Genomic DNA, 22,522 nt, shown 5'->3' with positions numbered 1-22,522 from the left:
TTTCAAATCCCTCTACCCCAATGACCAATAACCAATGACCAGTGACCCGGGGATATCAGTCCCCGCTTTTTTCTTCATAATGCAGCTGCAATCCCTCGCTGGTCATGACGAAGCCGCTGATGACGATCTCGCCTTTGTGGACCATTTCGTGGTGCTTTTTGCACAGGGGAATGAGGTTGTAGCGGTGGTTTTTGTGGTAGTGGTTGATATGGCCGGCGTCGTCGGCCAGGTGTTGGGGGGTGATGTGGTGGACCTCCTCCACGGGGGCGTCGCAGAGAGCACACTGGGCGACGTAGAGTTCTTTGTGGTATTTGCTGCGTTTTTTCTTTTTGAGCTGCTTGAGTTCGCTGCCGCCAGAGACCAGCTCCTCGCGGATCTCGGCGGCTCGGCGGAGGAAGGTCTCATCCATATGCAGACTCCGGGCGAATTCCAGACCGTAGAGGGAATCCCCCAGGCCGATTTTGAGCTTGCGGTCGTAGATGAGCCGGTCTGTCGCGGCGTCGTAGCGGACTCCGAGATGCAGGAAAATCAGCCGCTTGAGCTTGCGCACCGCCTCCACCTCGGCCAGCTGGTGCAGGTGGCTGGCGAAGATAAAGCGGGCCCCCAGCTCCTCCAGGCGCAGGATCGCGCTGCTCACAATCGCCAGGGCCGAGAGGGTTTCGGTCCCCTGGCTGATCTCGTCGCCCAGGACGATGGATCGCTCGTCGGCCCGGTTGAAGATGTTTTTGAGCTCCAGCATCTCCACGCTGAAGGTGCTGAGTCCTTTGTAGAGGTTGTCCCGGCTGACGATCCGGGTGAAGAGTTTGCGGAAGACTCCCATCCGCAGTTCCACCGCCGGGACGAAAAAGCCCGCCTGGGCCAGGATGACCGCCAGGCCCACACTCTTCATCAGGGAGGATTTGCCGCTGGAGTTGATCCCGTAGAGCAGGACCCCCCGGACTTCTTCGCCCCCACTTGCATCCAGCATGATGTGATCGTGGGCCGTGCCGTTGGGTTCTCCCAGGTAGACGTCGTTGGGGATGTAGATGCCGTGCTTTTCATTGGCTTCGATGATGGGGTGGCGTAGGGCGACGGCTTCAAAAAAGTTCCCCTCTTCGAGGATGGGGCGACTCAAGTGCATCCAGCGGGTGCAGCGGGCGTTGCTGACGGCCACGTCGATATCGGCGATGAAGGCGACCAGGCGCTCCAGCAGCAGCGAGTGTCGCCGTTCGATCTCTTCGAGGCTGAGCTGATAGCGCTCTTTGACCAGAGCAACGAGTTTGACCCGGGCCGATTCGACGCGCTTGGTGATCTCCTCGAAGACGGGGGCGTGGATCTTGACGACGCTCTTGAGGATCTTGAAGCGAAAATCCCGCAGGAAGATATGCTCCCCTTCCAGGGTGACGTAACTCTCTTTGAGCTCTTTTTCGATCTGGTTGAAACGGGATTTGGTGAGCACCAGGTGGTAACCTTCGCTCTCCAGGTAGCCCGTCTGCACTACCGAGCCGTTGGCGGTGGAGAGGAGCCGGTCCCGGTCGAAGAGTGCTTCGATGTGTCGGGCGACGGCTTCGATCTTCTCCAGTTCCCGGCGCTGCTGCTCCACCAGCTCGTCGATGGCGGGGTGGACCCCTTCATGGAAAATATTGTCGTCGATCTGATCCAGGCGGAAACGGGCGCAGCATTCCAGATCGAAGCTCTGCTCCAGATAGCGGGAGAACTCCCGGCTCTCGCTCTCCAAAGCCGTGTCCGACTCGATCCCCGACTCCCGGCAGAGGTCGAAAAGCCCCTCGATCCCCTCCATGGACATGGCGATATAGGTGAGCTCTACCGGGTGGAGGCGGCGCAGTTTGATGCGTCGTGCCAGACGCTCCAGGTCGTAGATCTGCTTGAGACGGGTGGCGAACTGTTCGCTGCGGGGGGCGACCCGCTCGCTCAGGTCGTAGCGGGCGTTGAGGATCTCGGGATCGCAGATGGGGTTGAGGAGCCGTTCCTTGAGCAGTCGCTTGCCAAAGGCCGTGGAACTACGGTCGATAAGCTCCAGCAGCGTCACCTCGGAAGGATCCCGGCTGATGACCCCCAGCTGTTCCAGGGCGTTGTTGCCCAGATAGAGGTAGCGGTTGTTGCCCAGAAACTGGGGGCGGTTCATCTTTTCGATAAGGCTCTCGTCGTGTTCGATGATAAAGTCGATGAGGATTGCCAGGGCCTCGGTGGTGAGGGGATAGCGCTCCAGATCCAGATATTCGATGGGGCTTAGCAAGGAGCGGATCTCGAAGACCCGGGCGAAGAGTTCATTTTGATAAGCGATGCGGGGGTGGGAGTCGTTGAAGCTGTGGGGGAGGTTTTTGATCTCCAGATAGCCCAGGAGCCACTCGGGATCGATCTCGCTGTTGGCCAGGGTGAGGATCACTTCGGAGCTGTGGTAGCTCTGCAACAGGTTAAAGAGCTCATCCAGAGCGAAGGTCCGGTCGTCCCGGGTGGAGTGGATCTCGTTGACCAGGGTCTTGCCGGTGGTGACGTCGATGGCGGCATAGCCTACCGAATAGATTCCCCGGTTTTCATCCACGAGGATGGAGACGATGTTGTTTTCTTTGGCGTCGTTCTGGTAGTCGAAATTGGTACCGGGAGAGATGATATTGCCGATGTAGCGTTTGACCTTGGGGGGCGTGCCCTTTTGACGCACCAAAATGACGGTGTATTTGCGGCTCTGGACCAGTCGGGAGAGGTAGCGCTCCAGGCTGATAGTGGGGACCCCGGCCATCAGGGGGTTGGTGACGGAGTTTTCCAGGATGGTTTTGTTTTTGCGTGTCAGCTGGATATTGAGGAATTCGGCGATCTCTTTGGCTTTGCCTATCTTGAGCTCTTCGTTGTTGACCTCGTAGACTTCGAAGAAGTTGCCCACTTCGATGAAGACCAGGGCGTCGGGGCCGTAGCGCTCTTCGTAGTAGCGTTGAAGCTCGAAATAGATTTCGGTGAGCAGTTTGCCCTTTTGGTTGAGAATCTCCGTCGCCCGATCCACTCCGATTTTTCCTTTGTCCGACCCAGTCTGTGTTTTGTTGAAAGCTCAGACCCCATCTGTCTGCGTCATCCTGAACTTGATTCAGGATCCAGGGTAAAAAAAGACATTCCGATCCCTGGATTCCGGATCAAGTCCGGAATGACGAAGCCTTCCGTCATCCTGAGCTTGACTCAGGATCCAGGCTATCAACAGTATTTCAAGCCCTAATTCCGTATCTAGTCCGGAATGACGAATGTGATTCAGATGAGTCGATTCCAAACTCTTTCACTTCATTGTGAGGGAGATTTTACCATAGTGAGGATGTCGGGGACGTTAGTGGAACATACCATCCCGCAGGGAAGCCGCCTGGGGGTTGCGTTGTTTTTTGAGCTCCATATCGACGGGCTTCAGATCGAGGGGCTTGAGAGAAGCGATCGTGCCGGTGCGGACTTCGTCGCCCGGGGTTTCGTAGAGCAAAAAGCCGTTTTCGTAGAGTCCCATCCGCACCGGCGTGGCGCTGGAGTAGGTGGTGAGGATCAGATCCTCCGAGGCTTTGGCGCGAATGTCGGCGAAGTATTCTCGGGTCCAGAGGAGGGGGTTTTTCTTCGGACTGAAGGGGTCCTGATAGACAATGTCGAGTTGGTCGGGAATCCGGGGGATCATTTCTCTCGCATCGCCGAAGAGGATCGTGATCTCCACTTTTTCGTCGCGGTAGGATCCTTGCTCAGCCAGCTGTCGGATGATTCCGGCAAAAGGGGCGAAGGCTTCGGGATAATCGAAATCTTTCAGCGAAGCCACCAGCTCCCGATCGAATTCCGGGGAGTAGATCTTTACTTTGGCATCGATAGGGTCTTTCTGTAGATAATGGAGGGTTGCCAGGGTGTTGTAGCCCAGCCCGAAGCAGACATCCAGGATCACCAGCTCCTTTTTGTGGGGCTCCGCCAGGCCGAAGGCGGGGAGGATATGTTTGTGCAGGGATTCTCTGAGGGCTCCGTCTCGGGTGGAGTGGTAACACTCGTCAAATTCGGCGGAATAGAGGGTGAGACTGCCGTCTTCGGTGGGAACTTTTTCTTTTCGGCTGCGTTTTTCGGGATCGTAAAGAGACATGGGTTTTACTTTTTTGAGAAATTATAGCGTGCCGGCCGCTTAGAACGCTCTTCACTTATCTTCGATATAATCGCGAATAAAATTCTTCAAGGATCGGCCATGGCGGAACGGGCGCGAGTGCTCATCGACTGCAATGACGAACGGGGACTGGTCTATCGGATCTCCAAAGTCTTCTACGACTATGGGCTCAACATCGACAGCAACCGGGAGTTTGTGGACAAAGAAGCGGGCAAGTTCTTTATGCGGACGGTGGTGACCGGTAGTTTTGATGAACGGCGCCTACAAGAGGATCTGGCCGAGATCGTCCCCCAGGGGGCCAATGTCCGGGTCATCACCCCCCGGCGGAAAAAGATCGTCCTCATGGCCACCAAAGAGTCCCACGCCCTGGGGGATATCCTGATCCGTCATGCCGACGGGGAGCTGGAGGCGGATATCGAGGCGGTGATCGCCAACCGAGATGTATTGCAGGGATTGGTGGAGCGCTTTGATATTCCTTTCGTTTATATTCCCGCGGATGGGCTGAGCCGAGAAGAGCACGAAGCGAAAGTAGCGGAGGAGCTGGAAAAGTATGATCTGGATGTAATCGTCCTGGCCAAATACATGAGGATTCTCACCCCCGAATTTGTCGAGCGCTATCCGGGAAAAATCCTCAATATCCACCACTCCTTCCTCCCCGCCTTCATCGGGGCCAATCCCTACAAACAGGCCTATGAGCGGGGGGTCAAGATTATCGGTGCCACCGCCCATTTCGTCACCGACGATCTGGACGAGGGGCCCATCATCGCCCAGGATGTAATCCCGGTCAACCACCGATTCGACTGGCGGGACATGCAGCGCGCCGGCCGGGACGTGGAAAAGGTAGTCCTCTCACGGGCGCTGAATCTGGTCCTCAACGACCGGGTCTTCATTCACGGCAATAAGACCATCGTCTTTTGAGAATAAGTTATAATCATTGACAAAGGAGTGCCGAATGAATACCGTTGAAGTCAATGAAAAAAAGATGGGTGGCGTGATGGTTTTCAAAGGGACACGGGTTCCGGTGCGCAATCTTTTTGATTACCTCAAAGCCGGAGAGAGTGTCAAAGATTTTCTGGAAGATTTTCCCACCGTCAGTTTTGAGCAGGTGCGTGAAGTCCTCCAAAAAGCGGAAACGATCGTCGAGAGTGAATCCGCCGCCTGACGATGAAGCGCATTATTATCGACGAATGTCTACCCAAAAAACTTCGGACGGTTTTTCCTGAAAATTATGAAGCTTATACCGTTCCCCAACTTGGACTAGCCGGTTATAGTGATCATGATCTTTTGGAAGAATTGAGCAAACGAGGAATCGATTGTTTTATCACAATCGACGGCAATATGGAATATCAACAGGCTTTAAGCCGGCAATCGTTCGGCACAATAGTGTTACGTTCTTCCTCAAATAGATTTAGTGATCTTCTCCCACTCAAAAAGATGATTCTTGATGCGATAACGTATTGTGAGGCGGGGAAGATTATTCATATTCCGGTTTGATATGTTCAATATCGTCCTTGTCCACCCCCAGATTCCCCCTAATACCGGCAACATCGGACGCCTCTGCGTCAATCTGGGGGCACGGCTGCATCTGGTGAAGCCCCTGGGGTTCGACATCGGCGAAAAGGCGGTGCGCAGAGCCGGGCTGGACTACTGGAAAGAGCTGGATCTGACGGTCTGGGAGTCGCTGGAGGCGTTTTTTCAGGCCCATCCGATCGACGGGCGTTTCCATCTGGCGACGACCAAAACGACGCGACCCTACTGGGAAGCGGAGTATCGGCCCGGAGACTGGCTGCTTTTCGGTGCGGAGACCACAGGGCTTCCCGAAACGCTGATTCACGATCACCCCGAACAGTGCGTGACGATTCCCATGGGCCCGAAAGGGCGGAGCCTGAACCTCTCCGTAGCCGTGGGGATCGTAGCCTATGAGGGGGTGCGGCAGTGCGGCGGATTGAGGATTTTGGATTTTGGATGATGGATTTTGGATTTTGGATTGTGTTTTTTTATGTTTAAGGAGTGTTTATGAAGTTGGGTGACATTCTGTATATCGTGGCGATGATTGTTTTCGCGTGGATAACTTTTGCTATCGTTCGGGGGAATTTTCAGCGCAAATTCGATGAAGAGGGGCGGAGAAAGGATCTTGTCGATCCCAATGAGAAAATAGAAAATAGAAGTGAGAAGTTGAGTGGAAAAGAAGAGAATGAGGGAAAGTGAAGCAGCCGGGGAAGAACTTTCCCAAACTTTGGAGATCGGGCGGATCAACAGGCTGGAGATCTACAAACGCAGTGAATTCGGGCTCTTCCTTCGTGCCGCCGACGGCGGGGAAGTGCTGCTGCCCAACGCTTACGTTACCCCGGAGATGGAAGTAGGGGAAACGGTCGAGGTCTTTCTCTATCATGATTCGGAGGATCGGCCGGTGGCCACGACGCAGCGACCCAGGGCGATGCTGGATGAGTACGGGCTCTTTACCGTGGTGGATTATCGCCCCTACGGAGCCTTTGTCGACTGGGGGCTGCCCAAGGATCTCTTCGTCCCGCTCTCCCAGCAGAAAGAGTATTTCCGTATCGGGGAGAAGAAGCTGCTGCGGGTTTGTCGGGACGAGCAGACGGGGCGGCTCTACGCGACGCAGAAACTGGGGAAATATTTCGTCCGGGAGATGAAAGGTCTCAAGCCCGGTCAGGAGGTGGAGCTGACGATCCTGGCCGAAACGCCTCTGGGATACAAGGCCATTGTCGAGGGAAAATACGAGGGGATGCTCTTTTTAGGCGACACGTTCGAGACGTTGGAGGTGGGAGATCGCCGTCGGGGATATATCCGCAAAGTCCGTCCCGATCACAAGCTCGATCTGAGCCTGCGCCCTCCGGGACGGGAAGCCAAACGCCGGGAAGCGGCGCAAAAGGTCCTGCGGGTCCTCGAAGAGGCCGGCGGATTCTTGCCGGTGACCTATAAAAGCCGCCCGGAAGAGATCCGGGAGCGTTTTGCCCTGAGCCGCAAAGTTTTCAAGGAAGCGATTACTGCTTTGCTGGAAGCAAAAAGTATTGAGTTGACGGATAAAGGAATCCGTCTACTCAAAACGGATGCATCGCTATAGTCTGACTCCGGCAGGAAGAAAGCTCAGAGTTTTTCGACGTTCTCAGCCCCGTTTTCTCTGAGCACTTTTTCAATTTCGTCGAGTTTCGTCTCGTCAGTTTTGACGATAAGGAGGAGCCGGCCCTCTTCGACCGCTTTCTCCAGGCGTTTCGCCTCTTCGGCGGCAACGCCCCATTCGATCAGTCCGTCACCCACCCCGAAGAGTGCACCGCCGACGACAGCGCCCCCCAGTAGGCCGTTGATGGCCCCGGCAAAGGAGGCTCCGACTGCAGCGACGGGTCCGGTGACAGGCGCGGTGAAAATCACACCGCCGATCAACAGCCCCAGCAAACCGCCGGAAAGTGCTCCCCACTCCGACCAGGAGAGGGCTTTGCGATCGGCTTTTCTGGTTTCGATATCCTCGATCTTCTCCTCATCTTCGACGCGGCTGATGACGGCGATATCGTTTTTGTCGATGCCCTGTTTGAGTAGTGCTTCGGCACATTGCTTGACTTTTTCTGATTCCGTATTTTCGAACAGCGCTGCAACAAATTTATCTTTTGCCATGGTTGACTCCTTTGGAATTGATTTCAATTTCATCATAAAAACCGGAGTCCTTATCATAAGCTGAAAGATTGGTATAAAAGAGGATGAAAAAGGTGTAGTGAATTTGCGGAAAAATCGGAGGAGACGATCTGTCTACTCCTTGATGAACTTTCGAAGAAATCCCAGAAAAGTTTCGGCATCGGCACCGCCAACGGCCCGGTCGAGTTTCTTTCCCTTGGAGTCGATGACGTAGAAGGTCGGAACGGCGAAATAGCCGAAGCCTTCGGGCAGCATGTGATCGTCGATATCCAGAATGACCGTGACGAAATGCTTCGCCAGCAGATCTGCAACATCTTTTTGTGGTAGAACAGCCTGTTCCATACGATTGCAGACCGGTCAGGTCTTTTTGACATACATCATCAAAACGAGCTTGTGCTCTTTCTGGGCCTTCTCCAATCCCTCCTCGTAGTCGTGCAGCCATCCGGTAGCTGTGGCAAATCCGACGAGGAAGAGGAGCCCCATAAGAACGAAAACAAATCGTTTCATCCGTTCTCCTTATTTTTCATGATAAGAAATTATATCGGATCTTCTGTGGAACTTATGTGTAACGGCGAAGAAGCTTGCTGCCGGAGGAGATTTTCGCTATAAATCTGCCAAAAAATGTCAGGAATAGAGATGTTTAACGACAGAGAATTGCTTCTGTTCGATCTGGACGGTACTTTGATCGACAGCGTTCCCGATCTGGCCAAAGCCCTCAACGCCACGTTGGAGGAGCTGGATCTGCGCACCTACGACGAAGCCACGATCCGTACCTGGATCGGCAACGGCGCGGCGATGTTGCTGAAGCGGGGATTGCTGGGGAAACGGGAGATCGACCGGGAGCCCGAGAGAGAGCTTTTCGACCGGGCGCAGGCGCTTTTTCTGGAGCGTTACGCGGCGGTGCTCAACGACGCTACGGGGCTTTATCCGGAGGTCGGAGAGACGCTTCGGATACTCAGGGAGCGGGGTTACCGGATGGCGATCGTCACCAACAAACCTTCCCAGTTCGTGGCTCCGATCCTCGAAAATCTGGGGATCGATGCGTTTTTCGAGCGGGTGGTGGGAGGGGAGGACCTGCCCCGCAAAAAGCCCGATCCCCTGCCGCTGCTGCACTGCTGCGAAGCGTCGGGGTGCCGACCGGAGCGGGCGGTGATGATCGGCGATTCCTCCAACGATATCCTGGCGGCTCAGGCGGCGGGGATCCCCGTCATCGCCGTGGCCTACGGCTACGACGCGGGCCGGTCGGTGCGGGAGCTGGGGGCCGATGCGGTGGTGGAGCGTTTTGGAGAAATCTTGCGCTTTTTCGGAGGCGACGAGGGGGAGCGGGACCGATGAGGAGAGATCGGATTGTCATCGTCGGCGGCGGGGTGGCCGGGGTGAGTGCGGCGCTGCTGCTGGGAAAGCTGGGCAGGGAGGTGACGCTGATCGAACGGCAGCCCACCCTGGTGGCGGGGCCGCCTTTTTGCCACCTACATGCCGGGGGGAATCTCTACCGGGAGATCGACGACGATCAGTGTCTGAAGCTTCTGCGTCAGTCGATCGATTTCGCCCGGCTCTACCCCTTCGCCATCGATCGTCGTCCGACGGTGATCGCCGTCCCGACGGAAGATTCGGGCAAGCCCGAACAACTGCTGCGACGGCTGGAGCTGCTACGGGGGGCCTATGCCCGGATGGTGGCCGAGGATCCCGGCCGGAAGGTGCTGGGAGAACCCGAGGGGTATTTCCGCCTTTTTGAGCGCGAAGAGATCGAAAACCTGGCGCGGTGTGAAGCGGTGGAACGCCCCCGAAACGCCCGGGAGTGGATGATTCCCCTGGCGCACCATCTGGATCTCGAGCGGGTGCAGTATCCGCTGATTCTGGTGCAGGAGTACGGGATCAATCTCTTCCGCCTGGCCGCCGGGGCGGGGCTGGCGTTGGAAGCGATGCCCAACGTGAAAATCCGGCGGGAGACGAAGGTGGTCGATGTGCGCCGCGAGGGTACAGGCTTCCGGGTGGAGTGCGAAGGGGCTTTCGACGGAGCGATCGAATGCGACTACCTCATCAACGCCGCGGGGTTTCGCACCGGGGAGATCGACGAGATGCTGGGAGTGAAAGAGCGGCGGATGGTGGAGTTCAAAGCCGCCTATACTTCCCATTGGGCCAAGCGGGAGACTCTCTGGCCCGAAGTGATCTTCCACGGGGAGCGGGGGACCCCCCGGGGGATGGGGCAGTTCACCCCCTATCCGGGGGGCTACGTGCAGCTGCACGGGATGACCCAGGAGATCACCCTCTATCCCGACGGACTGGTTGAAAGCGCTCCGCAAACGAGTCAGCCCCGATTGCCGGATCATTTTCTGGAAAAGATCGAGCGGGGCTGGCCGAAGGAGGAGCGAGATGCGCGCACCCGGCGGGCTATCGCCCATCTGGCCCGTTTCCTCCCCGATTTTTCTGAAGCGACGGTGGGCGGGCCGCCGCTCTTTGGAGCCCAGCAGATTCCGGGGGAGGACCCCACGCTGCGGGTGGCCGAGGTGGCGTTTCCGCTGCCGGGCTATGCCCGCTGTGAGATCGTCAAAGTCTCTTCAGTCACCGATATGGCCCGGGAGATTCTGCGGGATCTGGATCAAGGGGAATCTTCGGAAATCCGGGATGAAGCGACGCTCTGGCAGATCCCGCAGCTTGGAGATGTGAAGGAGGAGGAACTTTCCGAGCGGGCCCGCCGGATCGCCGCAAGCCGAGGATACCCCGCGATGATGGGGGATCGCTGCGTGGGCACGTAATGATATTGTCTGAATGGATCAATAGCCTCGAATCTTCAACCACAAAATTCCCAGGTATTCATGAAAAGCCTTACGGGTTTGATCGAAGTACTTGATCCCGGGCGGGATCGTCCAAAACCGTTTGCGCTTTTGGGGCAAATCGGCGGGCGCCGGAATCGGGCGGAGTCCCACACGCCGGAAAATCATCATCGCTCGAGGCATATGAAACGCGGCGGTGACGAGGATGAAGGGTTCGGTACCCAAAAGCGCCTTGATCGACTGTGCCTCTTCGATGGTGTCTCTGGGACGATCGAGGGGGAGGATTTGCTCGGGAGCGATGCCCGATTCGACGAAGATCCGTTTGTTTTTCTGTGCTTCGCTTTCTAAGGAATCCCCTTTGTATCCGGTCGTGACGATTTGGGCATCGGGCAGGATCTGATGCAATCGAAGTACTTCCCACCCCCTGCGTTGCAAGTCTCCGCCGAGGAAGACGATAGTGTGGATGTTTTTGGGCGGATGTGTCAGTTTGGGATATCGGGATTCAAGCGGGTGCATCAAGGCGTAGCTAAAGGGCCTATAGCTAAAAAGAAATAGCAGAAACATGGCCCCCGTCAGGAAGAAAAGAGCAGCTTTCCGCCGATTTCTATAGAGAAACCAAAGCGCAAGAAGCAGGAGAATGAAAACGACGGAAAGGGGATCGAGGAGATAGGCGATCAGTTTTTTGAGATAGAACCCCATGGAGACTCTTTTTTGAATGCAAGTTTATCGAAAGAGCGTCAAACCTGTCACGCCGGATTCGGAAGTGAATCCGGAGTTTTCGTAGTTGAATGGGGATGTTATTTTTTCTTGTCGGGGTTCTCTTTCAGCAGTGGATCCTGATCCAGGCCGGTTTCGCCGACGCGCTCTTTGAGTAGCTGCAGCTCCTCCATCCTGGCATGGTGCCGGATATTGAGCCAGACGAATCGATAGGCGACATAGATCAAAACCGGCCAGGAGAGGTACCAGATGATGGCGTCGGTATAGTCCATTGTGTGCTCCTTTTTAATAGTGGTGTGGGTCGTTTTCGACCTCTTGAAGGGTCATTTTGTGACGGTTCATCGCCCGCCAGACCGCTATGATGTATCCCAGGACGAGGGGGACCATCAGCGAGACGTAGGACATGGCCACGAGGGTATAGCGGCTTCCCGAGGCGTTTTGGATCGTCAGCGAACTTTGCGGATCGTCCAAAGAGGGGTAGAAGACGGTGTGGTTGTATCCCAGGATCAAAAAGAGCGAAAGGACCACCAGGATCACCCCCAGCCCTGCGGGCCAGATCCCCTTGTCACTGCGGGCAAACAGATCCATCCCGATGCCGACGAGCAGGAGCACTGCCCCCAGCAACAGCGAGGCGGCGACCAGGGGCATGGCGACGAGGTTGTGGAGGAACTTGTGGGGTTCGATGGTGACTTTCAGCGTCCCAGGATCGTAGCCGTATCCACTCATGCTTACGATACTTCCCGCCACATAGAGAAAGAGAAGCAAAAAGAGGACCGTTTCGATCCTGAGGACGCGGCGGGCCCGGGTGAGGATCGCCGCTTCGTCGACGGTGTCGATGAGGTAGAGCGCGGCCAGGATCCGGGCGAGGAAAAAGAGCATCAGCCCAAAGGCGACGTTGAAGGGGTTGAGCACCGCCTCCAGGCCGTAGCTGGAGCGTGTCCAGTGGGAGAGGTGATTGTCGTTGACGACGAAATGCCCGCCGGTAAAGAGGGTCCCCAGGGCGATGCCGATGAGGATGATCCCCAGCGATCCGTTGATGAAGAGGAAGATCTCATAGGTGCGTTCTCCATAGAGATTGCCCGGTTTTTTGCGATATTCGTAGGCCACCGCCTGGAGGATGAAACAAAAGAGAATCGCCATCCAAACATAGTAGGCTCCGCCGAAACTGACGGCGTAGAAGAGGGGGAACGCGGCAAAGAGCGCGCCGCCGAACATCACCAGGGTGGTGAAGGTCAGCTCCCACTTGCGTCCCAGGGCGTTGACGATCAGATCCCGCTCGGTCTCGGTCTTGCCCAGGCGATAGAGCAGGGTCTGCCCTCCCTGGACGAAGGTCATGAAGACAAAGAGCGCGCCCAGCAATCCGATGAGAAACCACCAGTACTCCTGGAGGGTGAGGTAGGAGAGTTTTTCAAACATGTCAGTGCTCCTTGGGTCCGATTTTGATCTGGGTCGCCATGATCTTCACCTCGGCGATGAGCAGCGCGGTGAATAGGATGGCGAAGAGCCAGAAGGTCAGCATGACCGGCGAGGTGCTGAGGTTGGAGGTGGCCATGCCCACCGGCAACATATCCTGGATCGCCCAGGGCTGGCGCCCCACCTCGGCGGTGATCCATCCGGCTTCCTGGGCCACGTACCCCAGGGGCAGGGAGATCACCCCGGCCCAGAGCAGCCAGCGCAGCTTCTGAAGCCGATCGGTCATGGCGGCGTAGAGGATCAGGAAAAAGAGCAGGATAAACCAGGTTCCCAGCCCCACCATCGTGTGGAAGGCGTAGAAGGTGGTGGCCACCGGCGGGACCGCCTGCTTGGGGTTTTTGAGATAGCCGTAGCCCAGATAGGCGCTGTAGTGCCGGAAGCTTGCGAGCGCCTGTTTCATCGCTTCTTTGTCCTCCGCTTTTTTGGCCGCTTTGTAGGCGGCGAGGGCTTCGACCGCCTTGCGGCCTCGCTGCATCTTTTCGGCGACGCTGAGGATTTTGTGCTCTTTGCTGCCGTCTACGAGCTGATGGATTCCGGGGATATAGGCATCGAGGCGGTGATAGCTCAGCAGCGAGAGCCCGTCAGGGATCGCTACCTTGAAGAGGAAGGGATCGGTGGAATCCCGGAGTTTCTTGTCGGGATTGAGGATCCCGAAAGCGACGATCTCTGCGCCCGGTTTCCCCTCGTAGAGCCCCTCCATCGCTGCCAGTTTCATCGGCTGGTCGACGGCGATCTGCCGGGCCGAGTCGTCACCCGTGGTGAGGTTGAAAAGCGACACCAAAAGCCCGAAGCTGGCGGCGACGACGATGGAGCGCTTGGCGAATTTGATCTCCCGCTTGCGCAGGAGATACCAGCTGCTTACCCCGATGACAAAAAGGGAGGCCAGCACGTAGCCGCTGCTGATGGTGTGGAGGAATTTGGTGTAGGCGTTGGGGTTGAAGAGCACATCCCAGAAGCTCACCATCTCGTTGCGGGCGGTGTCGGGGTTGAAGCGCATCCCTACCGGGTGCTGCATCCAGCCGTTGGCCACCAGTATCCAGAGTGCCGAGAGGTTCGAACCGATGGCCACTAGCCAGGTGGAGAGCAGATGGAAGCGTTTGCTCACCTTGTCCCATCCGAAGAACATCACGGCGAAGAAGGTGGACTCCATGAAAAAGGCCATGATCCCCTCGATGGCCAGGGGAGCGCCGAAGATGTCTCCGACGATCCAGGAGTAGTTGGACCAGTTGGTCCCGAACTCGAACTCCATGATGATCCCCGTGGCCAGGCCGATGGCGAAGTTGATCGCCAGCAGGCCCATCCAGAACCGGGTGGTCTTTTTCCACCACTCATCGCCGGTTTTGACGTAGATGGTCTCCATGATGGCGACGATGAAGGTCAGCCCCAAAGTAAGGGGGACGAAGATCCAGTGATACAGGGCCGTCAGGGCGAACTGGGCCCGTGACCAGTCGACGAGTGAAGGGTCGATGTGTCCCATTATCGTGCTCCTTGGGTGAGTTGTCGCAGGACGAAATCGCTGCGTTGGGTGTCGTTGCTAAACTTCTCCTGCAGAACGTCGGGGAAAAAGAGGAGCTTGATCACCACATAGAGGACAAAGAGTTTGATGGCGACGATGAGCCAGAGTTTTTTGCCCAGGCGCATCGAGGCAAACCCTTCACGATAGAAACGGAAAATCCTTCCTATCATCCTCATCTCCTTTCTCCCGATCTCTTCCTATCCATTATACCTGTTCTGCATTGACGTAATAATAGCACTAATAATTATTTAATTCGTCATAATATCCGGCTGTTTTGGGTATATTCTGCAGAAAAGATATAGAGTAGATTTGCCGTAAAATGGACAATATTCAGGTATTAAACAATTTGCATTGAAGTTTAACGAAGATAAACAGGAAGAGGTGGAAAAATCGGCTGCCGGAGAGAAATTCCGGCACAGGAACTATTTGTGTTCGTCGCCCCGGGCGAGTTTCTCGAGGAGCCGGATCATCATCCGTACCCCTGCGCCGCTGGCGCCGTGAGGGTTTTCTCCCCAGGGGTGCTCCACGAAGGCCGGGCCGGCGATGTCGATGTGGGCCCACTTCTCTTTGTGTTCCTCGTCGATGAATTCGCCCAGGAACATTCCGGCGGTGATCGCCCCACCGTAGCGGGTGTTGGAGATATTACAGATGTCGGCGATTTCACTTTTGAGAGTTTTGCGCAGGAAGCGGTTGAAGTCCAGTTTCGTGGCCAGTTCGCCGGCCAGTGTATTGGCGGCGTAGAGGACACGGTTGGTCGGTTCGGCGGCGAAGCCCATGACGCCGCTGGTGTACTGTCCCACGCCGACGACACAGGCACCGGTGAGGGTAGCGAAGTCGAAGAGGTAGTCGGCTTTGACCTTCTCCTGGGCATAGCAGAGCACGTCAGCCAGGACCAGGCGCCCTTCGGCGTCGGTGTTTCGTACTTCGATGGTCTTGCCGTTTTTGGCTTTGAGCACGTCGTCGGGTTTGTAGGCATCGCCTCCGATCATATTCTCCACCGCGCCCACGAAACCGTGGATCTCCACGGGCAGATGGAGTTCGGCGACCGCCTTGAGGATTCCCAGCACGGCGGAGCCGCCGCTTTTGTCGGCCTTCATCGTCACCATATAGTCAGCGGGTTTGAGGCTGAGCCCACCGCTGTCGTAGGTGAGCCCCTTGCCCACCAGGCTGACGACGGCGACGGGCTTCTCCTTGGGAACGTAGCTCAGGTGGATGAGCCGCGGTTCGTGACGGCTGGCCCGGGCGACGGCCAGCAGGGCGTTCATCCCCTCCTTTTTCATCGCCTCGGTATCCAGGACCTCGACGTTCAGGTGCGCCTCTTTCCCGGCCAGTTCCTGAGCGATTTGGGCCATCGTCTCCGGGTAGCAGTCGTCGGGAGCGGTGTTGACGATATCCCGGACGAAGTTGGTCGCCTCGGCACTGACGATTCCTTTTTCGATCGCTCGCTGGGCGGCGGGAATGTCCAGTGCGTAGCCGTTGTACTCCTCCAGGGAGATGCGGACCTTGTGGAGGTGTTTGTCGCTCTTTTTGCTTTTGTAGCGATCGAAACGGTACCCTCCCAGCAGCAGCCCCTCGGCCTGGGCCCGCAGGGTTGCCGTGCAGGTGGGGTGGCTCATGTAGCTGCCAATCTTGGCGATCTTGTACCCTTTGCCCTCCAGAGCCCGTACGGCGTTGGCGGCGGCGGAGCGGATATCGCCGCTCTTGATGGAGTCGGCCCCGACGAAAAGCTTGCGCTTCTCGGCCAGGAGGCAGGTCTCGTCCTGCTCTCCCTGGAAACCGGCTTCCTGGAGCAGTTCTTTCTCTTCATCGCAGAAGCGCTGATCGAAGTTTTTGTTGACGACGATGACGATCTCGATGTCGGCGTCGATTTCGTTTAACAGTTTTTCATAAAACTTTATTGTCTTCATTTGAATCCTTTTTTGAGTAACTAGTAACAAGTAACTAGAAACTAGAGGGTCGTTTGGCTGTGGATGTAACAGCTTAACTATCTAGTAACAAGTTACTTGTCGCTTGTTTCTACTTTTGTGCTTTTTTCAAGCCACCTATCATTTTGTGGATTTCTTCTAATTCGCTGATCCACTTTCTACCGGTTTCACGATCAATATAATCGATTTTCATTCCGATGTAGATCTGGGTCTTGAGCTCAGCACAAGAGCCCTGAGAGATATTGAGAAAACGGATAGTCTCTTTATCCGTGGCACGTTCCACTCCTTCGGCGATATTGCTGGGTATGGAGAGCCCCGCTCTGGTGATCTGATCTTTGAAACCGTAGTCTTTAAAATCTCGAAAGTAAATATAAAGTTCGGATGATAACGCTGCAGAACGTTTCCAAACATCCAATTTTTCACAAAGCAACTTCAACCTTTCACTTTCTAGTTACTAGTTACTTGTTACTAGTTTCTCGTTCAAAACTCCAAAAGTTCTTTGGCTTGGATCATATCCTTGTCCCCCCGTCCGGAGAGGTTGATGAGGATCAGCTTGCCCGCCAGCTCTTCGGGTTTCATTTTCCTGAGGTAGGCCACGGCATGGGAGCTCTCGAAGGCGGGGATGATCCCCTCTTTCTGGCTGAGCCAGACGAAGGCATCCAGGGCTTCGGTGTCGGTGATGTGGTCGTAGCGGACTTTGCCCAGCTCTTTGAGGTAGGCGTGCTCGGGGCCGATACCGGGGTAGTCGAGGCCTGCGCTGATGGAGTGGGCTTCGAGGATCTGGCCGTCCTCGTCCTGGAGCAGATAGCTCATCTGGCCGTGGAGCACGCCCGGGGAGCCTTTGGCCAGGCTGGCGCCGTGCTTGGAGTCCAGCCCCAGGCCTCCCGCTTCGATGCCGGTGCATTCGACCCCCTCTTCGGTGAGAAAGTGGTTGAAGATCCCGATGGCATTCGACCCGCCGCCAATGCAGGCGATGACGTGATCGGGCAGGCGCCCTTCGGCCTGCTTGATTTGCCGTTTGGCTTCCCAGCCGATGATGCTCTGGATATCCCGGATCATCATCGGATAGGGGTGGGGGCCGGCGACGGTGCCGATGACGTAGAAGGTGTCCCGGGCGTGGGTGACCCAGTGGCGGATGGCGTCGTTCATGGCGTCTTTGAGGGTCTTGGAGCCGCTCTGGACGGCGTGGACCTTGGCGCCGAGTAGCTTCATCCGAAAGACGTTGAGCTCTTGTCTCGCCACATCCTTGGCCCCCATGAAGATCTCGCACTCCAGGCCGAAGAGTGCCGCCACAGTGGCGGTGGCGACGCCGTGCTGTCCTGCGCCGGTCTCGGCGATGATCTTCTTTTTGCCCAGCCGCTTGGCCAGGATCGCCTGGGCGACGGTGTGGTTGATCTTGTGGGCGCCGGTATGGTTGAGGTCTTCGCGCTTGAGGTAGATTTTCGCCCCGGTCTCTTTGGAGAGGTTTTCGGCGAAATAGAGGGCACTGGGACGGCCGACGTAGTTTTTGTAGTAGTAGTCCACCTCTTTCCAGAATTCGGGATCGAAGCGGACGGCTTCATAATCTTTTTTGAGGGCCTCGAGGACCGGCATCAGGGTCTCGGGAACGTAGCGCCCGCCGAAGATGCCGAAGTGGCCGATCTCGTCAGGATCGTAGGGTGAAGGGGTGGGGATATAGAAATCGTGGGTCTGACTCATGGCGTTGTGTTTGTCTCCGATTTGGTACTGAGAATGGTTTTGGAGGGATTATAGCTAATCTGCGGTTCGGTTTTGATAGAAGGTCGAGTGACATTGTGTTCGGGTTTGTGTGGAGCGGCGGGGCGGTGCAATCGGGCGATGACCGCTTGGTGCTCGGCATAGGTTCTGCTGAAGATATGACGGCCGTTGGGGCCTTTGACGAAGTAGAGCGCTTCGCTTTTCGCCGGATGGAAAGCCGCTTCCAGTGCTGCCGGTGTGACGCTCCCCAGCGGCGCAGGGGGAAGTCCCCGGTAGCGGTAGGTGTTGAAGCGGCTTTTGTCGGTTCTGATCCGTTGGGGTGTTATCCGTTTGTGGGACCAAGGGCCGTAATTGAGGGTGGCGTCGAGCTGGAGTTTCATATTTTTGGCTAGACGATTGTGAATGACGGCGGAGATCAGCGGCATCTCTTCGGGGTGCCAGCTCTCCCGCTGGATGATGGAGGCGATGATGAGGTAGCGGCGAAACTCCGCCGGATCGTAGCGGTCCAGATAGCGGCGGGAGATCTGCCGAAAGCGCTTTTCGCTCTCTTCGGTCAGATAAGCCATGGCCGGTCCGGGGCTCAGGCGGTAGGGGAGGCGGTAGTATCCGGCCAGGATGCCGCCGTCCACATAGGGACTGAAGCGGAAATACTCTTCGAAAAGATCCCGAGGATCGAGTCGGGCCTGCCGGGAAAATTGCCGGATGAAATCGTCCAGACTGTCGCCGCTGTACATGACGACCCGGCGAGTCTTCTCCCTCGGAAAATCGTTGATCTTCGAGAAGAACTCCTTGAGCGAGATCGGTTTCTCCAGACGGATCCATCCCGGTCGGATTTCGGCAGGGAGCAGAAAGCGGTCCGAGAACCAGAGCGGGAGTCCCTGGCGTTTGAGCGAGGCGAAGAGTTCACTACGCTCCCCGGAAGAAATATAGATGAGCCTTGGAAGGGCCTCTTTGCGGTTAAGATCCCGCAGTTTGGCAGGATTGAGGGTGGGCGAAGCGGTCGAGGTCGAAGCTGTCCCGGATCTTTCGGAACCCGGTTTCGGGGTCGAAACGGGAGGAGGTGTAGATGGAGTTTCTGTTGGGACGAATCGGGACGATATCGGGGGTTTCGGTGCGATGGATCGGGGGTGGCGGGCGTGGTAGTAGAAGAGTGCGATCGGTATTGACAGCAGAATAATCAGCAGTAAAAGTCTCTTCTTTTTTCCCGCCATTGGGCTCCCAAACTATGGTTTTTGCACTGATTATATCCCATTTCTATCTGTGGGACTTTAGATGCCTGGGAGATGATTTAGGCTATAATCGCGGAAATTTTCGGGGAAATCCCCCCGGTACAAAGGATAGAATGTGAGAGGAAAAGCCTGGAAATTCGGCGACAATGTCGATACTGACTTGATCATTGCCGCCCGCTATCTTAACACCAGTGAGCCCTCAGAGCTGGCCAAACATGTGATGGAGGATGCCGATCCCGAATTCGTGAGCAAAATGGAGCCCGGCGATATCATCATCGCCGGGGAGAATTTCGGCTGCGGTTCGAGCCGAGAACACGCCCCCATCGCCCTCAAAGCCGCCGGAATCGCCGCGGTGATCGCCCCGACCTTCGCCCGGATCTTCTACCGCAACGCCTTCAATATGGGACTGCCGATCTTCGAACTCCCCGAAGCGAATGAGATCAACGAAGGGGACATCGTCCGCATCGATATGGAGAAGGGCGAAGTGATCGACGAAACCACCGGCAAGAGCTACAAATTCAATCCCATTCCCGAGTTTATGCAGGAGTTGGTCGATGCCGGCGGATTGATCCAATATGCCAAAAAAGAGTTGGCAGCCCAGAAGGAGCAGGCATGATGCGCAATTACAAGATCGGAGTGATCAAAGGCGACGGTATCGGTCCGGAGATCGTGGACGAGGCGATCAAGGTCCTCGACGCGGTCAGTGTGGCCGAGGGTTTCAACCTCGACTACGAGGAGTTTCTCCTGGGGGGCGCAGCGATCGACGCTACCGGTGTGCCTCTGCCCGAAGAGACGATCCAGGGGGTTCGCAAAGTCGATGCGGTGCTCTTCGGTGCTATCGGCGGTCCCAAATGGGATACCCTGGAGCGCCATCTGCGTCCCGAGAGCGGTCTGCTGGGGCTGCGTAAAGCCATGGGAACCTTTGCCAACCTCCGTCCCGCTACCGTCTACGACGAGTTGGTCAACGCCTCGACGCTCAAGCCCGAAGTGGTCAGAGGGGTTGATATCATGGTGGTCAGAGAACTCACCGGCGGGATCTACTTCGGCCAGCCGAGGGAGTACGGCGAGGAGAAAGCCTACAACACCATGGTCTACACCCGCCCCGAAGTGGAACGGATCGCCCGGGTCGCCTTCGAGATCGCCATGAAACGTGACAAACGGGTCTGTTCGGTGGACAAGGCCAATGTCCTGGAAGTCAGCCAGTTCTGGCGGGAGATCGTGGAGGAGATTCACAAAGAGTATCCCGAAGTGGAATTGAGCCATATGTATGTGGACAACGCCGCCATGCAGCTGATCCGGGATCCCAAACAGTTCGACGTGATCCTGACGGGCAACATTTTCGGCGACATCCTCTCCGATGCGGCCAGTATGCTCAGCGGCTCCATCGGCCTGCTCCCCAGTGCGAGTACCGGTGAAGGAGTGGGACTCTTCGAACCGATCCACGGTTCGGCTCCCGATATCGCCGGTCAGGGGATCGCCAACCCCATTGCCACCATCGCCAGTGCGAGCATGATGCTCCGCTACGCTCTGGGAGAGGAGAAAGCCGCCGACCGGATCGACAACGCCATCAAAAAAGCCCTGGCCGAAGGCTACCGCACCGGCGACATCGCCGCCTTTGACGCCAAAGAGGTGGTGGGTACTGCCGAGATGGGAAGCATCATCGCCGATTTCGCCTCCAAGTAAGATATTTGTAGCGTGGGATTGCCATCCCACGCCCATGGTACCAATCTGTATTTTCGTGGCTTGGCAAACCCACGCTTTATACAACTGCCCGGTTCTTTGGAACCGGATTCTTCTTTTTTGTTATAGTTCTCTCTATGACTTCACTTCAGTTTCCCGACTTTCTCACACCTTTCCCCACTTCCATCAGGCAACAGATCTCCCACGTCAGCAGCTTTTTGGAAAACCGTTACGGAGCACGGTGCCGTATCGTCGGGGGAGCGGTGAGGGATCGGCTCCTGGAGCGTCCAATTACCGATGTGGATCTGGAGATTTATGGTTTGGATCCGGAACGCTTCGCCGAGGCGATGGAGCGGCTGGGGGCCCAGGGAGTGGGCAAGAGTTTCTATGTCTACAAATACGGGGATCTGGACATCGCCCTGCCGCGCAGGGAGCGGAAAGTGGCTCCGGGACATCGGGGATTTGCCGTGGAGCCGGCCACCGACGAGCGGGAGGCGACGCGACGGCGGGATTTTACCGTCAACGCGATGATGTACGATCTGCGGGAGGGAAAGATCCTCGATTACTGGGGTGGGCTGGAAGATCTGGCCGTCAGGCGCCTGCGGGCGGTCGATCCGGCAACGTTCATCGAAGATTCCCTGCGGGTGTTGCGGGGGATGCAGTTTGCGGCCCGTTTGGGCTTTCGGATCGAGGAGACGACCTGCCGGCTCTGTCGAACGATCCCTCTGGATGATCTGCCGGGCAGCCGAATGTTCGGGGAGTTCGAAAAGCTCTTCGGTGGGGAGTGGCTCCACTATGGACTCTACGCAATGGAGAGCATGGGAGTCTCCAGGCGACTCTGGGGAGAGGGGCTGGAGTATGGCTCTTTTTTCCGTGCCGCCCGGGAGATGGCCCGGTATTCTTCCGGAGCGCCCGAAACGCTGCGTCCTTACTGCTTCCTGACGATCTACCTGCAGCACAGCCGGGTAAGTGCGGCGCGGATCCTGGAGGCGATCGACGCCCCAAGACGCTATCGGCGCCTTCTGGAAAATCTCCCCCGACTTCCCGATCGAATCACTTCCGCTTTCGTGGCTGATCTGGCGAAAAAACACGGGGTGAAGGAGTCACCGCTGGCCTGCTATCCCGAGGTTCGCACCCTGGCCCGGCAGATCGGTGTCTGGGAGAGTCCTTTCGAGATCGGTGTGACACCCGAAGAATTGAAGCAGCTTGGTTACGAAGGGAAAGCCCTCGGAGAGGAGCTGGAGCGGCGACGTTTGGAAAAACTGGCCCGATTGGAGGAAGAATGATGAAGATAGGATTCTGTCTCAGCGGTGGGGCGCTGCGGGCGGCGGCTCAGATCGGAGCATTGCGCTTTCTGGAAGAGCAGGGGGTCAAGATCGGAGCGGTTTCGGGTAGCAGTGCCGGGTCGATGATCGCTCTGCTGATTGCGGCGGGGTGGAAGAGCGCTCAGATCGAAAAATTTCTTCATTCGCTCAAGAGACGGCAGATCTTTCGTCTGGGGCGGGGACCGGGGATTTTCAGTCTGGAAGGAGTGGGGGTGCGGCTGCGCGAAGCGCTGGGACCTCTGAAGTATCGGGATCTGCAGATTCCCTGTTACAGTTGCGTGACGGATCTGCAAAGTGCCCGGAGCCGATACCTGAACAGCGGGGATCCTGTCGCCAATGTCCTGGCTTCTTCGTCATTGACACCGCTTTTCCATCCCCGTCAGATCGGTGAAAACTGGTATATCGACGGCGGCTTCAGCG

Annotated in this window: 25 protein-coding genes; 11 read left to right on the top strand and 14 right to left on the bottom strand. The window is 56.7% G+C overall.

Features of this window, described 5'->3' with window-relative positions:
* Positions 1-55: 55 nt before the first annotated feature.
* A complete protein-coding gene (locus F8I07_RS04605) occupies positions 56-2,995 on the bottom strand; it encodes a DNA mismatch repair protein (protein ID WP_292656337.1) in 2,940 nt (979 codons plus the stop codon).
* Between the two features lie 312 nt (positions 2,996-3,307).
* The gene (locus tag F8I07_RS04600; RefSeq protein ID WP_292656334.1) at positions 3,308-4,081 is read right to left on the bottom strand and encodes an MnmC family methyltransferase; all 774 of its coding nucleotides are present in this window, start codon (positions 4,079-4,081) and stop codon (positions 3,308-3,310) included.
* A gap of 99 nt (positions 4,082-4,180) precedes the next feature.
* Here F8I07_RS04600 and purU point away from each other — a divergent pair, with 99 nt between their 5' ends.
* The 5 genes from purU (at position 4,181) to F8I07_RS04575 (ending at position 7,184) form a co-directional block, all read left to right on the top strand.
* Positions 4,181-5,017, top strand: a complete 837-nt coding sequence (gene purU / locus F8I07_RS04595; protein WP_292656331.1) for a formyltetrahydrofolate deformylase — start codon at positions 4,181-4,183, stop codon at positions 5,015-5,017.
* A gap of 34 nt (positions 5,018-5,051) precedes the next feature.
* Positions 5,052-5,261 carry a DUF433 domain-containing protein gene (locus F8I07_RS04590; RefSeq protein ID WP_292656329.1) on the top strand — a complete coding sequence of 70 codons (210 nt, stop codon included), beginning with the start codon at positions 5,052-5,054 and terminating at the stop codon, positions 5,259-5,261.
* A gap of 333 nt (positions 5,262-5,594) precedes the next feature.
* Positions 5,595-6,068 (top strand): tRNA (cytidine(34)-2'-O)-methyltransferase, encoded by a 474-nt coding sequence (locus tag F8I07_RS04585; protein ID WP_292656326.1) that lies wholly within the window; start codon positions 5,595-5,597, stop codon positions 6,066-6,068.
* A gap of 47 nt (positions 6,069-6,115) precedes the next feature.
* Positions 6,116-6,307: a hypothetical protein gene (locus F8I07_RS04580; protein ID WP_292656323.1), complete on the top strand. Its 192-nt coding sequence runs from the start codon at positions 6,116-6,118 to the stop codon at positions 6,305-6,307.
* On the top strand, positions 6,294-7,184 hold the full coding sequence (locus F8I07_RS04575) for a S1-like domain-containing RNA-binding protein (RefSeq protein ID WP_292656321.1): 891 nt from the start codon (positions 6,294-6,296) through the stop codon (positions 7,182-7,184). Before F8I07_RS04580 ends, F8I07_RS04575 begins: the two co-directional genes overlap by 14 nt.
* A gap of 23 nt (positions 7,185-7,207) precedes the next feature.
* On the opposite strand, the gene F8I07_RS04570 is transcribed toward F8I07_RS04575, so the two are convergent.
* From F8I07_RS04570 to F8I07_RS04560, 3 genes are all read right to left on the bottom strand, one after another.
* A complete protein-coding gene (locus tag F8I07_RS04570) occupies positions 7,208-7,729 on the bottom strand; it encodes a hypothetical protein (RefSeq protein WP_292656319.1) in 522 nt (173 codons plus the stop codon).
* A 132-nt stretch (positions 7,730-7,861) separates the two neighbouring features.
* Positions 7,862-8,089: a hypothetical protein gene (locus F8I07_RS04565; RefSeq protein WP_292656316.1), complete on the bottom strand. Its 228-nt coding sequence runs from the start codon at positions 8,087-8,089 to the stop codon at positions 7,862-7,864.
* Between the two features lie 15 nt (positions 8,090-8,104).
* On the bottom strand, positions 8,105-8,254 hold the full coding sequence (locus F8I07_RS04560) for a hypothetical protein (RefSeq protein WP_292656313.1): 150 nt from the start codon (positions 8,252-8,254) through the stop codon (positions 8,105-8,107).
* A 129-nt stretch (positions 8,255-8,383) separates the two neighbouring features.
* Between F8I07_RS04560 and F8I07_RS04555 the strand changes: the two genes are divergently transcribed.
* Both F8I07_RS04555 and F8I07_RS04550 read left to right on the top strand, forming a co-directional pair.
* Complete coding sequence (locus F8I07_RS04555) at positions 8,384-9,082, top strand: phosphoglycolate phosphatase (RefSeq protein ID WP_292656308.1); 699 nt, start codon at positions 8,384-8,386, stop codon at positions 9,080-9,082.
* Positions 9,079-10,503, top strand: coding sequence for an FAD-dependent oxidoreductase (locus F8I07_RS04550; protein ID WP_292656307.1), 1,425 nt, complete (start codon positions 9,079-9,081; stop codon positions 10,501-10,503). Before F8I07_RS04555 ends, F8I07_RS04550 begins: the two co-directional genes overlap by 4 nt.
* Positions 10,504-10,521: 18 nt before the next feature.
* On the opposite strand, the gene F8I07_RS04545 is transcribed toward F8I07_RS04550, so the two are convergent.
* From F8I07_RS04545 to mltG, 9 genes are all read right to left on the bottom strand, one after another.
* Positions 10,522-11,220 (bottom strand): ElyC/SanA/YdcF family protein, encoded by a 699-nt coding sequence (locus F8I07_RS04545; protein WP_292656306.1) that lies wholly within the window; start codon positions 11,218-11,220, stop codon positions 10,522-10,524.
* Between the two features lie 98 nt (positions 11,221-11,318).
* A complete protein-coding gene (locus tag F8I07_RS04540; RefSeq protein ID WP_292656302.1) occupies positions 11,319-11,510 on the bottom strand; it encodes a hypothetical protein in 192 nt (63 codons plus the stop codon).
* A 13-nt stretch (positions 11,511-11,523) separates the two neighbouring features.
* Complete coding sequence (gene cydB, locus F8I07_RS04535; protein WP_292656299.1) at positions 11,524-12,654, bottom strand: cytochrome d ubiquinol oxidase subunit II; 1,131 nt, start codon at positions 12,652-12,654, stop codon at positions 11,524-11,526.
* Position 12,655: 1 nt separating this feature from the next.
* Positions 12,656-14,188: a cytochrome ubiquinol oxidase subunit I gene (locus tag F8I07_RS04530; RefSeq protein WP_292656296.1), complete on the bottom strand. Its 1,533-nt coding sequence runs from the start codon at positions 14,186-14,188 to the stop codon at positions 12,656-12,658.
* Positions 14,188-14,397: a DUF4492 domain-containing protein gene (locus tag F8I07_RS04525; protein WP_292656293.1), complete on the bottom strand. Its 210-nt coding sequence runs from the start codon at positions 14,395-14,397 to the stop codon at positions 14,188-14,190. The genes F8I07_RS04530 and F8I07_RS04525 overlap by 1 nt, the downstream gene beginning before the upstream one ends.
* Before the next feature lie 252 nt (positions 14,398-14,649).
* Positions 14,650-16,134 carry a leucyl aminopeptidase gene (locus F8I07_RS04520; protein WP_292656291.1) on the bottom strand — a complete coding sequence of 495 codons (1,485 nt, stop codon included), beginning with the start codon at positions 16,132-16,134 and terminating at the stop codon, positions 14,650-14,652.
* 109 nt (positions 16,135-16,243) lie between these two features.
* The gene (locus F8I07_RS04515; protein ID WP_292656288.1) at positions 16,244-16,582 is read right to left on the bottom strand and encodes a four helix bundle protein; all 339 of its coding nucleotides are present in this window, start codon (positions 16,580-16,582) and stop codon (positions 16,244-16,246) included.
* A gap of 50 nt (positions 16,583-16,632) precedes the next feature.
* Positions 16,633-17,850, bottom strand: coding sequence for a tryptophan synthase subunit beta (trpB, locus tag F8I07_RS04510; protein WP_292656285.1), 1,218 nt, complete (start codon positions 17,848-17,850; stop codon positions 16,633-16,635).
* Positions 17,847-19,079 (bottom strand): endolytic transglycosylase MltG, encoded by a 1,233-nt coding sequence (gene mltG / locus F8I07_RS04505; RefSeq protein WP_292656281.1) that lies wholly within the window; start codon positions 19,077-19,079, stop codon positions 17,847-17,849. Before mltG ends, trpB begins: the two co-directional genes overlap by 4 nt.
* A gap of 133 nt (positions 19,080-19,212) precedes the next feature.
* Here mltG and F8I07_RS04500 point away from each other — a divergent pair, with 133 nt between their 5' ends.
* The 4 genes from F8I07_RS04500 to F8I07_RS04485 all read left to right on the top strand — a co-directional run.
* A complete protein-coding gene (locus tag F8I07_RS04500) occupies positions 19,213-19,713 on the top strand; it encodes a 3-isopropylmalate dehydratase small subunit (protein ID WP_292656278.1) in 501 nt (166 codons plus the stop codon).
* Positions 19,713-20,780 (top strand): 3-isopropylmalate dehydrogenase, encoded by a 1,068-nt coding sequence (leuB, locus tag F8I07_RS04495; RefSeq protein WP_292656362.1) that lies wholly within the window; start codon positions 19,713-19,715, stop codon positions 20,778-20,780. Before F8I07_RS04500 ends, leuB begins: the two co-directional genes overlap by 1 nt.
* 134 nt (positions 20,781-20,914) lie before the next feature.
* Positions 20,915-22,063: a CCA tRNA nucleotidyltransferase gene (locus F8I07_RS04490; protein WP_292656275.1), complete on the top strand. Its 1,149-nt coding sequence runs from the start codon at positions 20,915-20,917 to the stop codon at positions 22,061-22,063.
* Positions 22,063-22,522: patatin-like phospholipase family protein (locus F8I07_RS04485; protein WP_292656272.1), on the top strand; the 460-nt coding region annotated here is incomplete at its 3' end. The genes F8I07_RS04490 and F8I07_RS04485, both read left to right, overlap by 1 nt.

The sequence above is a fragment of the Nitratifractor sp. genome, assembly GCF_015487065.1.
Lineage (GTDB): Bacteria > Campylobacterota > Campylobacteria > Campylobacterales > Sulfurovaceae > Nitratifractor.
Note: the sequence above shows the minus strand (reverse complement) of the source record. Positions and strands in the feature narration are given on the sequence as shown.

What these genes read in the sequence shown, in the direction of transcription:
- F8I07_RS04525 (WP_292656293.1), bottom strand. Translation starts at nt 14,397, where the DNA reads ATGATAGGAAGGATTTTCCGTTTCTATCGTGAAGGGTTTGCCTCGATG.
- F8I07_RS04580 (WP_292656323.1), top strand. Translation starts at nt 6,116, where the DNA reads ATGAAGTTGGGTGACATTCTGTATATCGTGGCGATGATTGTTTTCGCG.
- F8I07_RS04570 (WP_292656319.1), bottom strand. Translation starts at nt 7,729, where the DNA reads ATGGCAAAAGATAAATTTGTTGCAGCGCTGTTCGAAAATACGGAATCA.
- F8I07_RS04555 (WP_292656308.1), top strand. Translation starts at nt 8,384, where the DNA reads ATGTTTAACGACAGAGAATTGCTTCTGTTCGATCTGGACGGTACTTTG.
- F8I07_RS04590 (WP_292656329.1), top strand. Translation starts at nt 5,052, where the DNA reads ATGAATACCGTTGAAGTCAATGAAAAAAAGATGGGTGGCGTGATGGTT.
- F8I07_RS04540 (WP_292656302.1), bottom strand. Translation starts at nt 11,510, where the DNA reads ATGGACTATACCGACGCCATCATCTGGTACCTCTCCTGGCCGGTTTTG.
- F8I07_RS04575 (WP_292656321.1), top strand. Translation starts at nt 6,294, where the DNA reads ATGAGGGAAAGTGAAGCAGCCGGGGAAGAACTTTCCCAAACTTTGGAG.
- F8I07_RS04545 (WP_292656306.1), bottom strand. Translation starts at nt 11,220, where the DNA reads ATGGGGTTCTATCTCAAAAAACTGATCGCCTATCTCCTCGATCCCCTT.
- F8I07_RS04585 (WP_292656326.1), top strand. Translation starts at nt 5,595, where the DNA reads ATGTTCAATATCGTCCTTGTCCACCCCCAGATTCCCCCTAATACCGGC.
- F8I07_RS04520 (WP_292656291.1), bottom strand. Translation starts at nt 16,134, where the DNA reads ATGAAGACAATAAAGTTTTATGAAAAACTGTTAAACGAAATCGACGCC.
- cydB (WP_292656299.1), bottom strand. Translation starts at nt 12,654, where the DNA reads ATGTTTGAAAAACTCTCCTACCTCACCCTCCAGGAGTACTGGTGGTTT.
- F8I07_RS04550 (WP_292656307.1), top strand. Translation starts at nt 9,079, where the DNA reads ATGAGGAGAGATCGGATTGTCATCGTCGGCGGCGGGGTGGCCGGGGTG.
- trpB (WP_292656285.1), bottom strand. Translation starts at nt 17,850, where the DNA reads ATGAGTCAGACCCACGATTTCTATATCCCCACCCCTTCACCCTACGAT.
- purU (WP_292656331.1), top strand. Translation starts at nt 4,181, where the DNA reads ATGGCGGAACGGGCGCGAGTGCTCATCGACTGCAATGACGAACGGGGA.
- F8I07_RS04560 (WP_292656313.1), bottom strand. Translation starts at nt 8,254, where the DNA reads ATGAAACGATTTGTTTTCGTTCTTATGGGGCTCCTCTTCCTCGTCGGA.
- F8I07_RS04600 (WP_292656334.1), bottom strand. Translation starts at nt 4,081, where the DNA reads ATGTCTCTTTACGATCCCGAAAAACGCAGCCGAAAAGAAAAAGTTCCC.
- F8I07_RS04565 (WP_292656316.1), bottom strand. Translation starts at nt 8,089, where the DNA reads ATGGAACAGGCTGTTCTACCACAAAAAGATGTTGCAGATCTGCTGGCG.
- leuB (WP_292656362.1), top strand. Translation starts at nt 19,713, where the DNA reads ATGCGCAATTACAAGATCGGAGTGATCAAAGGCGACGGTATCGGTCCG.
- F8I07_RS04530 (WP_292656296.1), bottom strand. Translation starts at nt 14,188, where the DNA reads ATGGGACACATCGACCCTTCACTCGTCGACTGGTCACGGGCCCAGTTC.
- F8I07_RS04490 (WP_292656275.1), top strand. Translation starts at nt 20,915, where the DNA reads ATGACTTCACTTCAGTTTCCCGACTTTCTCACACCTTTCCCCACTTCC.
- mltG (WP_292656281.1), bottom strand. Translation starts at nt 19,079, where the DNA reads ATGGCGGGAAAAAAGAAGAGACTTTTACTGCTGATTATTCTGCTGTCA.